This window comes from Algibacter sp. L1A34 (assembly GCF_009796805.1).
Taxonomy (GTDB): domain Bacteria; phylum Bacteroidota; class Bacteroidia; order Flavobacteriales; family Flavobacteriaceae; genus Algibacter.
This window is the reverse complement of the sequence record NZ_CP047029.1, coordinates 4,509,189-4,522,000: the sequence shown is the minus strand read 5'-3', so window position 1 is coordinate 4,522,000 and position 12,812 is coordinate 4,509,189. Positions and strand designations below refer to the sequence as shown.

Here is a 12,812-nt window from a genome sequence, read left to right as displayed (position 1 = left end):
ATGAGAAAATATAAAATAGGGTTAGTTATTACTGGTATTTCATTAATGTCTTGCAATTCTCAAATTGAGAAGGTTGATCCTCTAAAAGTTGTAACACCAAAAATGGTTGAAGAACAAGAAAGTTTATGTCATAGTACTTATAAGATTAAACAGTTTGAAACCGACATTACAGCTTATCTTGATACAACAAGTGTTGAAGAGGTGAAAAATCAAATTAAAACTAATTATGAATTTTATTTAAACAATAAAGCGGATATTATTGACAATTTTACGGCTGCGGATAAAGATGAAAATAATCATTTTAAAAGTCTAACTAAATCTTATTTACCAGATGAAGAAAGGTTTAATACTCGAGAAAATGTTTTTGAAAAATTAGTTAATAATAATCACTTATCATTTAGAGATAGTATCAATAAAGGGGTTTATTTTAATCAATATTTTGAAAACAACAAATCATCAATAAGAGCAGTGACCAGATATAATGGTGCAGCCGTTTTTAGATATACAGAAAATAGTTCCTATAGACCTTATTATCCCATTAATTTTGATTCTGAAGAGGATTTAACAATCATGGACATCTTTTATTATGATGGCACTCAAGATAATAATGCTGTAGCAGTAGATGTCCATGCGTTTCCATTAAACGCAATTCCAATTGAAACTATAAAACCAATAGATAGTTTTAAAATAGAAATTAAACTAAAGTATTTAGCAAAGATTGACTCTGTTCATTTTAATAAAGATGAAATTGGTGTTCAAAAAGGTAATATTAAGCTTCTAAAGATGGAAGATAATTATGTAGAATATGAGTTGCCAAGTGATTACTATCCTTATCATAAAGGCACCGTTTTAGAAGAAATCTTTTTTAATAAAGAAGGAAATGTGTTAGATACCGAATTCGGAATTAGTAATTGTGGCAATGAAACTCCAAAAGAAAGCTATGTCGAATATTTAGAGTTAAAAAAAGAAATTTATGAGTATGTGTACAATGCACATAACTATGAAGATCTTTTTATTACACTTAAGTATATGGACTTAAAATTTAAAAATCAGGATGATAGGTCTAGAAAAGTGAACAAAAACGTTTTAAAAGGCAATGTTGATTCATTTACGCTGTATTTAGAAAATAGAAGAGATACACTTACACTTTTACCAACACTAAAAAATATTGAACCTATAAAAAATGTTTATGTTCACGAACTAAATGATAAAACAGATTTTATAGATAAAAAGGGAAAAGTCATTAAGTCATTTCCATCAGAAGTTTCGTTTATTTATAACTCTAAAACGCAAAACTATTCTGATAAATATTTCTATGTAAAAACTGAAGATTATGATAGAAATATATATTATTTCCTAAATCAAGACAACCAATGGATTACAGAACTTCCTTATTCTCGTATAGATTATGTAAGTCCTTCTATATTTACTGCTAGGCTTAAAAATGAAGAAGGTTTAAAACTTATATCTACTGAAAAAAATCAATTATTATCAGAAGAAACTTTTACAAATTTTATAGCTTTACGTTATACGGATGATTTATTGGTAACGAACGATGCTGGTACATTTGCTATTTACGATCAAGACGATAAATTAGTAACACTACAAACAAAACAGGTAAAAACAATCACTTTTAAAAAATCGGAAGACTAATTTTTTTCAAATATAGATTGAAGGCTTACAAATATGGGATAACTATTCTGTAGTAAATTAATCTATTGTACTTTAGTTACAAGCAATAATTGTTTTGGTTGCCGTTATGGTTGTTGAAGGTTTTATTAGTGGTGTTTTTGCAGAACAACTTTTCGCGTGAATAATTTTAGTTAAAAAAGAACATGAAATTAAAAATAATTAATAAAAGTACAATTTTCATTTTAATGTTTGCAATGAGTGTTTCAGCTAGTTTTGCACAGCGTACAGAAACAAATGTTATTAATCATGAGGTTTATGGTGCAGCAAAAGAAGAATTACTCTATTATAAAAATAATGTCTTAAGACAGAAAACAATATTTACTTTAGACACTGTTTTTACTAAAGAAAACAAAGAAATTGGAGAAATATTAATTTACGATTCAGAAGGACATTTAAATTCAAAAGGAAACTTTATAAGAACAAATGGTACAGATTTTTTTGGAAGAAGTGCTTCGCGTAAAAAAAATGGTGCTTGGTCTTTCTTTTTTAAAAATGGATCATTAAAAGCTACTATTAATTATAACGAAGATCAGGCTGATGGCGACTATTTATATTACCATGAAAATGGTGAAATATTAGAGAAAGGAACTAATTTATTAGGTAAAAAAACGGGAAATGTAAAAACCTTTTTCAGCAATGGTCAATTACATTCTTCTGCAACATATAAAGACGGTAAAATTTATAATATACTTTCATTTTTCGATAAAGAAGGTCATAAGTTAAATCACGGAACTTTAAAAAATGGTAACGGAACCTTAAAAAGTTATGATTTAAAAACAGGAAAATTAAAGAAAACGTATACCATAATCGATGGTGATTACAATGATATAGACACCAAAATATTAAAAACTCCAGAAGGTGATATTATTGAGAATACATATAAGCATAATGATGAAACCATAGAGAGAATAGAGCGCAAACGTAATGACACGTTAGAAGGTGCTCAAGAATTTTATGATTATAAAGGTCAATTAAAAGAAACCATAAACTACACTAAAGGCATAAAAAACGGTAAGCATGCAAAGTTTAATGATGATGGTTTGTTGTTTTATGAATACAATTATGTAAAAGGAAAAAAATCAGGCGCTTTTAAATACACACCAGAAGGTTATAATACTGAAGGTGCTAATCCACAAGTCTATGTCTTAGATGAAGGTAGTTACAATGAACAAGGAGAATTAACGGGACAGTTTACAACCTATTTACAAGATTATAAAAAGGTTGTTGCTTTAGGTAAAATGGATTCAAACAAAATTATTATCCAATCTGGAACTTACCAAGATGGTATTAAAACTGGTATTTGGCAAACGTTTGATAGAAAAGGAAAACTGACGAAAAAAGTTGATTTTTCTAATGAAGAATCTCATGTCAATACAAAAAAGGAATATTATAAAGAGAGTAAAAACCTAAAGTCTATTACAGAGTATAATACTTTAAGAGAGGAAGGTACTAAAAAAATATATTATCCAAATGGCCAATTAAAATTCAGTGCTTCATATAAAAAAGGAAATTTACATGGAGAGATAAAAGAATATTACGAAAGCGGACAATTAGAATCTGTTAGTTATAGAAAAGAAGGCGTTAAAAGTGGTAATTGGAAAGAGTATAATGAAGCCGGACAAATTGTAAGCGACGATATTTATTCTGGTGATTGTTGTTTTCCTTCAAAAAGAATTGACTATTACTATAGAAATGAAGGGCAACTATCTTCAATAATAATTCAAGAAGATAAACTACTAAATCCATTAAATGAAAATGAATCTTTTTTTGGTACTACTATAGATAAAGATTTTTACGAAAATGGTCAATTAAGAGAGTTCAAGACGGAAAAGAAAACCACATACGGCCAGTATGGCAAAAAAGAAGGACTTTATCAGCGGTATTTTTCTAATGGTCAATTAGAAGTGGAAGGCTATTATAAAGCAGATAAAAAAGAAGGGCTTTGGAGTTATTATAATAGAGAAGGAAAGCTAAAACAAAAACAAAATTACGTTACAGATCAAGCACGAGGTCCTTTTGAGGAGTACGAGTATTATTACCCAAGTAATATTTTAAAGGAGAGCTTTATTGGTGTGAGTTATAAAGAAGGACGTACGTCCACTTTAATAGTATATCACGAAAATGGAACGGTTAAAAAAACAGGAAAATTTGTGCTTTCTAAAGCTGATGGTGCGTGGATAGTATATTTTGAAAACGGAACCATAAAAGAAGAAAAGTTCTACGAAAAAGGAGAAAAGAAAGGCGTTTGGAAGATATATAACGAAAAGGGTAAAGTGATAGAGAAAACGAGGTATAAGTAGTATACTCTTAAAACGATGAATATCATTATATAACACTCCAGTTTAAATAATCAATGAAGGTCACCAAAACGCATATAAAAACTAAAATAGATTATAACGTTCAGTTAGAGCCTATTATTCTTGGAGTTATCTTATTAATCATAGGATTATATATTGAATTCTTTAAAACAGAAAGTATCAGTTTTTGGTGGTGCTTTTTAGGTGTCATAGTTATTTTATTTGGTCTTTGGAATATTAAAACTTACGAGATTGAAGATGATTTTTTTAAAACTCATCGTTTTTTAGGTCTTATTACAAAAGAGCGTAAATTGAGTACATTGGTAAGTTTTAAAATAAAATCTGTAGATTTTTCAATGTCTAATAGAGCCTTTTTTATTTTGGCTATTTATGCTAAAAGAAGTAACTATCTACGATTTAGAAAGGTGAAACTAAAATTTTTAGATGGCAGTACTATGCGTATCAATGAAAACTTTATAAAAGGAGATACCTTAAATGAACTCTTACATCACATAAAGAAGCATCAAAAAAAGAATGAACACTAGCGAATATAGATTGGTAGTTTAGGTCATAACATCATTTTACTATTTTTATTTAAAATAGGATTGAAATGAAGTTCATTTTTAAAATCACATATATATTCTTGTTGTTATACACTGTAACAATGCACGCAAGTGAATGTTACCATTACCATACACCAGCGTTTTATAAATTATTTGTAGATAACAATCAATTGGTTTTTCAGCATACTGTGAAGTATCCTAATTATATAAGCTGTATCTCTTAAAACAATTGTTATTATGAAAAATAAACTAGCATTTACCATACTGGCTATTGGTGTCTTAATAGGCACAGCAATAGGTGTTTATTTTTTGAAAAATCATCAACTTGAAGAACGAGCAGAATTACTAGAATTAGAAGCAGAAAGGCAGAGCGAAATGCTAAGTACGTTGCAAGATGTACATAAAAATTTTAAACTTTTAGATAATCCAGAATATGCTCAACCCTTTCTGAAAAGTTTAATAGACAGAGGTCTTGTTGAGTTAAGATTCTTGGATTTCCATAAAGACAGCAGTAAAATGGAGGAAATAAATAAGATTATAGTAGAAGATTATATGTCTCATCAAGATTTAAAATTAGAAAACAAGCGATTAAAAAAGCTTTTAGAGAATTATGAAAACCAAAGGTTTAGTCCATGTAATGTGTTTACTGTAGATTTCCCTACGATAATGCATGAAATACATGAGGCTAAAAAAATAACAAAAGAAGATTTAAGTACTTATAAAATTCCATATACTTATACCACAAAAAACAGGCATGATAATTATTTTATAACCGATAATTTTAAAGGGAATAAACAATTGGTAATTGTTCAAAACTGGAAAGAACATAGGCTTTTTGCATATTTAATTTTAAATAAAAATGACGCACCTATTCTTGTTTATTCTTCAACGATGAAAGGTGATGCCTACTGTGGTGTTCAGTCTAAAATATTTGAAAATGACGTCATAGAGATTAAAGAACACAGCTGTGACCAATCTAAAGAAACCATTACATATCATCAGTTAAAATAAAGATAAAACTAATAAAAAATAATATGAATAAACATACGAACAGAAATAGCATTGTATATAAAATCCTCAATTTCAGGAATGTTATTAAACTAGCTATAATTTGCGCTTTCTTTGGTTTTACAACCATTAATGCACAAAGACCAACACTTAAACAAGAGTTGATAAATGATTTAAAGTCTAGTAGTTTTGAAGAATTTGTAGTAACTCAAAAAGATTTTGTAGATAGGTCACCTTCAATTATAGAAAATGAAACACGAAAACGAGGTTTTATATGTAATGAAGATAATGATCAAGACGAACTAAAATTTACAAATGAAAGTTTTGAGACGACGACTACATTTGATAAACCAAAAGCAGTCTCATTGATTGTTAATATTTCAGAAGATATCTCTTTTCAGCAATCTTTTGGAATGGATGGTTCTATAGTTCAGCTAATTTTAAATGTTGAAAACCTGATGTTATTTGCTAATCAAGAATATTCTAATATAGCTTTTAAAACTACAATTCATAACATTAAATATAAAGATGGTTCTAGCTCACAAGATGAAATCGTGTTTAATGAGCTAAGTTTCGAAATCGATACAATCAAAGAGATTGTAGAGCTAAAAATGACTTTGACTATAGAATACCCAAAACTCAAAGTCTATAAAATAACTGAAGATTATCAAAAAATAACGGAAGGAGATGAAAGTATTGAAGTACGTTTCAAAGAAAATAAAGTTCAGATTATAGTGCCCCAAAAAAATACTGAATTTTTAAGCTTAGATGATTCACAACAAATTGGAGCTATACATAAGTCTAAGAAAAATTTAGAAGTGATTTCTAGTTCTAGTCATCCAGTACTTAATGATAGCTCAATGAAAGAGTTAAAAGAAACTATAGAAATAATAAAAACTATACAAAATAAAGTAGATACTGAAGAGATTACAACAAAGGAACAACTCATGGAAGCCATGGAGCAATTACCAGATACTAACTTTGAATACGATTATTATATAAATAACTGTTATTATGGTGATATTGAAGAGGTGTTGTTTTATTGTAACACAAAAGAGAACGAAAGCATTACGGAAGAGGTAATTATTAAGCCTTTTAAATAAAAACTTAGAGTATAAATAACATTGGGTCTAATTATATACTAGGATTCGCCAGAAAGTAAAAGGTGAATTAAGCTAAAATATTATAGAAAAAAACACTTCCGAAAGTTGTGGAGGCGGTTTTGTTTACTGGCAAGACGGAAAATTTAACAGGTTGCAACAAGAGTAACATAGCTAATATTAACGCAACTCTCACGAATATATATTGCCAAATTATTTTTTGTTATGACTAATATATCTTTATAAAAGTTTAAATCTAAAAAAAATGAATAAGATAATTCTATTAATTTGCTTAATAATTATATCAAAATTAAGTGCTCAAGAAACCTATTTAATGTGGAACGATGTCGAAACACAACGATTTGGAAAAGATGTTTTGTTTAAAAATGATAAAAAACTATTAGAAGGCGATTATAAAATTGCTGAAAATAGTGGAGCTTATACTGAAGTTAGTTTTAAAAACGGTAAAATGGTAGGTGCCAAGAAGGATTATAATATGTCTGGAAAGCTAGATCAAGAAATGACTTTTAATGACAACGGGCAAGCCAACGGAAAAAGTATTACTTATTATTCCGATGGAAGCATAAACGAAGATTTTAAATATAAAAATGGTTTAAAAGAAGGTGAATGGAAAACCTATAGTAAAAATGGCGATTTGCAAAGAACCGAATCGTACAAAAATGATTTAAAAGAAGGAAAATGGGTGGTGCATTTAAAAGATGCAAGATTAGGAACAAAATTAATTGAAACCACGTTTTATAAAAGTAACAAACCTACAGGCTCTTGGTCACAGAAGACAGAAGATGGTCGTATGATTTGGGAGAAAGATTACACAGCAGCAAAAGACTATATTAAGAAAGATTACCATGTTAATGGCAAATTAGCGTCTAAAGAAACTTATGTAGATGGTAAGTTCGATGGTGTTAGTACGTATTTTGATTCTTCAAGCATTTTGTTAAGTGAAAAGAAATATGCTGAAGGTTATTTAAAATCTGAAACTAATTTTTATGCCAACGGAAATAAAAAAGAAATTGTAGATTCTAAAGATGGTTATAAGGATGGTGTTTATAAAAAATATTCTAAAACAGGCGATTTAACCTTAGAAGGGCAATATAAAATTGGCTATCAAACAGGTGTTTGGACCGCTTATACAAGTGACCAGATGCTTCAAAAAACCACAACTTTTGTAGATGGTAAAAAGAATGGTATTTGTAAAACTTACAATGCTGCAGGTAATGTGTATAGTGAAGGTTTATATGCAAAGGATGAAAGAACTGGTTTATGGAAATACTATAAATTAAACGGGAAAATTGAAAAAGAGATAGAATACAAGAATGATAAAATAATATCAGAAAAAGAATATAATTAGTCAAACTTTATACCTTTAGTAAAAGCACATTGAAAATAGTTAATCATAAAGTTGAATTATATAAGAAATAATTAATAAGATGAAAAATGTTTTATACTTAGTTCTAGCTGTAATAATAGGGGGTCTGCTTTTGTCGGGTAAATTTATAGAAGATAAAATAATTTGGGAAGAAATCGATGAAGGTCTGTATTATACAACATACAATGCGCCAATAAAGTCAAGTCATAGCGATAGTAAAATTGATATTTTAAAAATTTCTTCTAAATTATACGATTTCAATTTATTGAGTGCCAAAGAAAAAGGAGGTAGCTCTAAAACAGCCAAAGATTGGTCTAAGCAAGAAAATCAAATTGCAGTAATAAATGCAGGCATGTACAGAGCAGACCATTTAACAAATGTTGGTTTCATGAAAAATTTTAATGTTGTTAATAATGGAAGTTTAAATAGTGATAACACCATTGCTGCTTTTAATAGAAAAACGGATAGTGTTCCAGAATTTCAAATTATAGATTTAACCTGTCAAGATTGGGACGTTTTAAAAACACAGTACAATTCATTCTCACAATCTATTAGAATGATGGATTGTAACCAAAAAAATAGATGGAGTCAGCAAAGTAAAAAATGGAGTATGGTGGTTATTGGCAAGGATAAGGAAGATAATGTTCTTTTTATTTTTTCTAGATCGCCATATTCGGTGCACGATTTTATTAATATACTAGCAAAATCTTCATTAAACCTACATAATTTAATGTATTTAGAAGGTGGACCAGAAGCTTCTTTTTACCTTAGTCATAACAAAACAGCCATTGAAAAGATGGGAAGTTATGAAACGGGCTTCAATGAAAACGATAACAACAATCAGTTTTGGCCAATACCAAATGTCATTGGAATTTCAAAAAAATAATTGATTGAAGAACGTTATTTTTAGTTGAAAAATTAAAAATAATATTTGTAATTAAAGTGTTCACTTTTAACAAATATTGTAAGCTTCCCTTTTTTAGGACATCTTAAAATTCGATAAATAATTATTATTAAGTCCAGATTTGATGAAGAATTTAAATTCTTCATCAAATCTGGACTTATATTCTTTAGTAGATATGTTCCCTAAATACTTATGTGGATGATTAAAATTATAGACCTCTCTCCAGTTATCGCTAATTTTTTGGAGCAGGTAAATGTCATAAAATTAATAGGCATCTAATATATCTTCTCTAAAGAAATGATTAAATCTTTTTATATATCCGTTCTGCATAGGTTTACTAGGTTGTGTATACTTAATTTTAATAAAATTCTTTTTACACCAGTTCATAAATGTGTTAAAGATAAACTCTGGGCCATTATCACACCTCACATATTTAGGAGTTCCTATTTCTTCTTTTTACTCTTGTTCAAATTCTATATCTACATCAAAATATTTTGGATCGTTATTTATTTCAAATAAATTTCCAGTAATTTCAATACCTTTAAAATCGGGTAAAACTCTAACATTTTTATTATTCACTTTTTTGATTTTATATGGAAAAAAATATTTTGTTTTAAATCTAATCATATCTGCCATAGGATTATCTTTAGTCATCGTTGTATCTTTATTTTTTTCTGCTTCTACCAATCCTTCGGGACTTATTTTTGTAGAAAATAGTTCTTTATTGAAAACGGTATTGTAAGATTTATTAAAATCAGGTATGCCATTATCTTCGCCATTTTTCATGTCTTTTGTTTTGCTAGATAACAACTCTAATTCTTTAATATCCTGTTCTTTTAATTTTTCTCCGAATAATTTTAATTCTGATAAGTTGTCAAAATCATAATTAATTTTCATTTCAAATTTATTAGATATTGAATCTGTTTTTATATACAAGCTAAAATTTTCTAATTGCTTTATTTTATCTTGTTTTTCTTTACTTAGTTTTGAAATACTGTCTTTTTTTATTTCTAAAAATTCAGAAAAAACAATTAAAGTGTCTAACTGTTCATTAGTTCCTTCTTTAGTGTCTTGTCCCATTTTCATCATTTCAGATAAGTCAAATCCTAAGCTATATTTTCCACTTCCATCAGATTCAAATTTTGTTTCTTGAACAATTTCACAGCTTGTTAGAATAAATAATGAGATAATTAATAAAGTTGCTTTAATTTTTTCCATTTATTTTGAATTTTGGGCGTTTATTTTGGCTCACACACAGCGGTTATGTATTAAGAATACTGCGGTTTTTTGCAACGTCTAAAATAAGCAATTAATTTTATACGGCATAAGCATAAACGTTAGTTTAATTGACTAGAAAATTCAGCTGGCAGCTCACTAATAGGTCTAATTTTAACATCCTTATAGTACACTTCTGCACCTTCACTTTGAAGTTGGATTTTACCTTTGGTTAAAGACTTGGCGATGTCGTTTTTACCATAAGTAACAGATTTTTCTACCACAAGAGCTATTTTTCTATTAACAATATGGTAGGCTTTATCCCCTATACAAACCAAATCAATCTGATTCCATCCTTCCAATTTCCCATAGTTGACGTTTTTTCTACATCGGCCGTCTTCTCCGGTTTTAAATTGTTTGTAAGTACTGTCTGGATTGTAGGTGAAAATATCCCAAGCCGAATCTGGATTTTCTTTCTTTATAGCTTTTATGTCGGCACCTGTACCAGCAATAGTGTAGTAATCTCCGCAATCTTCTTCTTGAATCTGAAATTCTTGAGACTGCATCCAACAGTTCCAAAAAGCACCTTGCTCACCGATAGCATGATACAAAATCCCGCTATCCATGGGTTTATCTAAACGAGGCGCATATTTTTTATCGCCCCACTTAAACATAAGGCTTAAATGGTAGTTTTCGTATTCTTTTTTTGTGGTTACTGCGCCATAGATTTCTCCTGAAATTTTCAACACAGGTTCTCCATCCATTTCAATAGCCGAAAAAACGTTTAAGGGATCGTTGTTTAACCCAAGAGGTGTTCCTTCTTCCATGCCATTACCTTTTTCGTAACCTTCAATAGCTACGCTGTAGTGAGGTGCGCCAACAAACTCGTCCCATTGGCTTAATTCCATATCTAGTAGGGGTTCCCAGTCTTGGTTTGTAGATTTTTTCGAATTGCAGGAATTCAGCGAGAGGCAAAGTAGAATAACTGCTATTGGGAAGATTCTTAATTTCAAATTAGATTTCATATTTATAATTTAAATTCTATTAATTAATTTCACAATAATAACATTGTCAATGCCTTCAAATTCGGGATTCAATACTAACCAACTTTTATAGTTTACTTCGTAAGGCTCAGTATATAATCCGGTAAGCGGATTAAACCATTGTATTTGTAGTTTTTCAGCTTTAGGTAAACCTTTTACAGCTAGCGCACTATTAGCTTTAGGCATGTAATATACGTATTCTCCGTCTTCATTATTTGTCAAACAATAACCGCTAGAACTATGGCGATCAGTTGGTTGGAGTTTATCAAAGTTAATATTGTTTAGAAACTCATGAAAGTATTTATAGTATTCAAATTTGGGTTGAACCGTTACATCTTCAGTAAAAGGATCGTAAATTACTATATTCCACGCCATACCTTGCCAGTAGTAGCTGGTGTAAGTGCCGGCAAAAGCACATTTGTAATTTCTTTCTATACCCGAGACTGGATCATCATAATTACTATCCAGAAAAATATCATACTGGCATTTTTCATAAGCGCCATTTTCTAGATTAATAATGGGTTTGTTCGGGTATTCTTCTTTCAGTTTAAGCATTTTACTGTAGATGTCAGAATGCCAAAACTGGGCAGAGATAATATCGACTTTATCAGGTTTGGCTTCGCAATAATCAAAATCGTGTACCGTTACCAATCGGTTATACATATCTAGGTTTTTTAGCCTGTCTATGCGCTCGGTAATATAGTTCGGATCGTCATATCCATAACGTAGCGCTTCTTTCGAAATATCCCAAATTACGTTGCTTTTGGCTTGGTATCTTTTTACCACATAATCAAAATACATATTATCGGCCTCCGAATTTGCTTTTGGCCAGTTCACCATTTTGTTCCAAACGTAAATCATAATGTGAGCAACAATGCCATGTTCTTCAAGTAAATTAATAACGCGATCGTAATGCTTAAAGAATTCAACATTTAAGGCTGAATAATCTGGATTATTATTATCTCCTAAAAACGGGAATATATCTTTTTTTGACCCAAAATTCCACTTAGGATCTATGTTTTTACTTTGGTTCCAATCCAAATCGTAAGCGTAAACATTCATAATAATTTGATTAAAACCATTAGCAGAAATGGCCTCAATTAACTTTTTTGTTTTTGTTAAATCTGGGTTGCCATAATCTAGAGCAAACAACCAATCTACCTCGTTAGCAACCAGATTATATGGTGTGCCATCTTCGTAAATAAGTTTCTGAGCATCCTTGTCGCTTATTGTTATACCACCGCGAATTCCTTTTTTTGCAGGCGCGACTTCAATAATATGGGTAATACCGTTTATTTTTTTAAGTGAAGCAGAGCTTACAGAAGTCCAAGTACCTGCTATATTTGGATTAAAGCGTACAAGCCATTCATTGTTACCATTGTAAAAACCAGGCACGGTAATTTGAGAACCGTTGGGTGCTTTAAACTTACAAGATATTTCCACCTGAAAAGGCTTCTCAATGTTTCCTTTTACTTTAAACGATAAATCTACCGTTTCCCATTTATAAGCTTGGATACCGTTTTGGCCAAAAGAATTGCACAGTATAAATAAAAAGAAGCATGAGCATACTAATAACTTTTTCATTTTTTATGTCTGGTTTTAT

At 29.7% G+C, this 12,812-nt stretch carries 11 protein-coding genes; 7 read left to right on the top strand and 4 right to left on the bottom strand.

What is annotated here, in order from left to right; all coding sequences use genetic code 11:
* From GQR97_RS19060 to GQR97_RS19030, 7 genes are all read left to right on the top strand, one after another.
* Nucleotides 1-1,653 (top strand): hypothetical protein, encoded by a 1,653-nt coding sequence (locus tag GQR97_RS19060; protein WP_158851302.1) that lies wholly within the window; start codon nucleotides 1-3, stop codon nucleotides 1,651-1,653.
* Nucleotides 1,654-1,835: 182 nt separating this feature from the next.
* Nucleotides 1,836-3,992: a toxin-antitoxin system YwqK family antitoxin gene (locus tag GQR97_RS19055; RefSeq protein ID WP_158851300.1), complete on the top strand. Its 2,157-nt coding sequence runs from the start codon at nucleotides 1,836-1,838 to the stop codon at nucleotides 3,990-3,992.
* A 53-nt stretch (nucleotides 3,993-4,045) separates the two neighbouring features.
* Nucleotides 4,046-4,534 (top strand): hypothetical protein, encoded by a 489-nt coding sequence (locus GQR97_RS19050; RefSeq protein WP_158851298.1) that lies wholly within the window; start codon nucleotides 4,046-4,048, stop codon nucleotides 4,532-4,534.
* Nucleotides 4,535-4,789: 255 nt separating this feature from the next.
* Nucleotides 4,790-5,563: a type VI secretion system TssO gene (locus tag GQR97_RS19045; protein WP_158851296.1), complete on the top strand. Its 774-nt coding sequence runs from the start codon at nucleotides 4,790-4,792 to the stop codon at nucleotides 5,561-5,563.
* 23 nt (nucleotides 5,564-5,586) lie between these two features.
* On the top strand, nucleotides 5,587-6,663 hold the full coding sequence (locus GQR97_RS19040) for a hypothetical protein (RefSeq protein ID WP_158851294.1): 1,077 nt from the start codon (nucleotides 5,587-5,589) through the stop codon (nucleotides 6,661-6,663).
* 262 nt (nucleotides 6,664-6,925) lie between these two features.
* Nucleotides 6,926-8,029 (top strand): toxin-antitoxin system YwqK family antitoxin, encoded by a 1,104-nt coding sequence (locus tag GQR97_RS19035; RefSeq protein WP_158851292.1) that lies wholly within the window; start codon nucleotides 6,926-6,928, stop codon nucleotides 8,027-8,029.
* 79 nt (nucleotides 8,030-8,108) lie between these two features.
* Entirely contained in the window at nucleotides 8,109-8,933 is an 825-nt protein-coding gene (locus tag GQR97_RS19030) for a phosphodiester glycosidase family protein (protein WP_158851290.1), read from the top strand.
* Nucleotides 8,934-9,215: 282 nt separating this feature from the next.
* Here the strand turns inward: GQR97_RS19030 and GQR97_RS20015 are convergent, their stop codons facing one another.
* The 4 genes from GQR97_RS20015 to GQR97_RS19010 all read right to left on the bottom strand — a co-directional run bounded on the left by GQR97_RS20015 (nucleotide 9,216) and on the right by GQR97_RS19010 (nucleotide 12,793).
* Nucleotides 9,216-9,281, bottom strand: a complete 66-nt coding sequence (locus tag GQR97_RS20015; RefSeq protein ID WP_410488952.1) for a hypothetical protein — start codon at nucleotides 9,279-9,281, stop codon at nucleotides 9,216-9,218.
* Between the two features lie 126 nt (nucleotides 9,282-9,407).
* Nucleotides 9,408-10,169, bottom strand: a complete 762-nt coding sequence (locus GQR97_RS19020) for a hypothetical protein (protein WP_158851286.1) — start codon at nucleotides 10,167-10,169, stop codon at nucleotides 9,408-9,410.
* A gap of 119 nt (nucleotides 10,170-10,288) precedes the next feature.
* A complete protein-coding gene (locus GQR97_RS19015) occupies nucleotides 10,289-11,191 on the bottom strand; it encodes a DUF1080 domain-containing protein (protein ID WP_158851284.1) in 903 nt (300 codons plus the stop codon).
* Nucleotides 11,192-11,200: 9 nt separating this feature from the next.
* The gene (locus GQR97_RS19010) at nucleotides 11,201-12,793 is read right to left on the bottom strand and encodes a DUF5060 domain-containing protein (RefSeq protein ID WP_158851282.1); all 1,593 of its coding nucleotides are present in this window, start codon (nucleotides 12,791-12,793) and stop codon (nucleotides 11,201-11,203) included.
* Nucleotides 12,794-12,812 lie beyond the last annotated feature (19 nt).

Coding starts and splice junctions, on each gene's coding strand:
- GQR97_RS19055 (WP_158851300.1), top strand. CDS start 1,836: ATGAAATTAAAAATAATTAATAAAAGTACAATTTTCATTTTAATGTTT.
- GQR97_RS19040 (WP_158851294.1), top strand. CDS start 5,587: ATGAATAAACATACGAACAGAAATAGCATTGTATATAAAATCCTCAAT.
- GQR97_RS19010 (WP_158851282.1), bottom strand. CDS start 12,793: ATGAAAAAGTTATTAGTATGCTCATGCTTCTTTTTATTTATACTGTGC.
- GQR97_RS19030 (WP_158851290.1), top strand. CDS start 8,109: ATGAAAAATGTTTTATACTTAGTTCTAGCTGTAATAATAGGGGGTCTG.
- GQR97_RS19015 (WP_158851284.1), bottom strand. CDS start 11,191: ATGAAATCTAATTTGAAATTAAGAATCTTCCCAATAGCAGTTATTCTA.
- GQR97_RS19045 (WP_158851296.1), top strand. CDS start 4,790: ATGAAAAATAAACTAGCATTTACCATACTGGCTATTGGTGTCTTAATA.
- GQR97_RS19035 (WP_158851292.1), top strand. CDS start 6,926: ATGAATAAGATAATTCTATTAATTTGCTTAATAATTATATCAAAATTA.
- GQR97_RS19050 (WP_158851298.1), top strand. CDS start 4,046: ATGAAGGTCACCAAAACGCATATAAAAACTAAAATAGATTATAACGTT.
- GQR97_RS19060 (WP_158851302.1), top strand. CDS start 1: ATGAGAAAATATAAAATAGGGTTAGTTATTACTGGTATTTCATTAATG.
- GQR97_RS19020 (WP_158851286.1), bottom strand. CDS start 10,169: ATGGAAAAAATTAAAGCAACTTTATTAATTATCTCATTATTTATTCTA.